This is a genomic window from Micromonospora sp. URMC 107 (assembly GCF_051386315.1).
Classification (GTDB): domain Bacteria; phylum Actinomycetota; class Actinomycetes; order Mycobacteriales; family Micromonosporaceae; genus Micromonospora.
Genome location: NZ_JBPQTK010000287.1, coordinates 1 through 743 on the forward strand (window position 1 = coordinate 1; position 743 = coordinate 743).

Annotated in this window: 1 protein-coding gene; it reads right to left on the bottom strand. The window is 75.9% G+C overall.

All coding sequences use genetic code 11. The features are described 5' to 3' along the window. Positions 1 to 743: AMP-binding protein (locus ACSNN9_RS28535; protein WP_436676400.1), on the bottom strand; the 743-nt coding region annotated here is incomplete at both ends.

A 743-nucleotide genomic window follows, 5' to 3' on the forward strand; every position in this document is an offset into this window, starting at 1 on the left:
AGGTCGCCGGTGCGGTAGAGGCGGCTGCCGGGTGGCCCGTACGGGTCGGGCAGGAACCGCTCCGCCGTCTGCCCGGGACGGCCGAGGTATCCCCGGGCGAGCCCTTCTCCGGCGATGCAGAGCTCGCCGGGCGCGCCGGGTGGCACCAGTCGCAGCTCGGCGTCGAGGAGGTGGACGCGGGCGCCGGCGATGGGGGTGCCGAGGTCCGGCCGGTGGACTCCGTCGGGGCGCACCGCTCCGGCGGTGGCGACGACCGCGGCCTCGGTGGGCCCGTAGTGGTTGACCAGCGCGTAGGGGGTGGGCGCCGAGGGCCGGGTGGTCAGGGCGTCCCCACCCGTGAGCAGCGTGCGCAGCGAGGTGGTCGCCGGCGTGGGCAGCCGCAGGACGGCCTCGGCGATCGGGGTGGGGACGAAGGCCACGGTGAGGCCCTGCCGCTGCATCCAGTCGTGCAGCGCGGCGGGGTCGAGGCGGTCGGCGGGGTCGGCGACGTGCAGGGTGGCGCCGCTGACCAGCGCGGGCCAGATCTCCCAGACCGCGGCGTCGAAGCCGAGGCTGGCGATCTGGCCGTGGTGCTCGCCGGGACCGGTGGGATAGGTGTCGAGGTGCCACCGGACGAGGTTGGCCAGCGCGTGGTGGGCGACCATCACGCCCTTGGGGGTGCCGGTGGAGCCGGAGGTGTGGATGACGTACGCCAGCTGCTCGGGGTGGATGTCGACCCGGGGTGCCGCCGGGGCGACATCCAC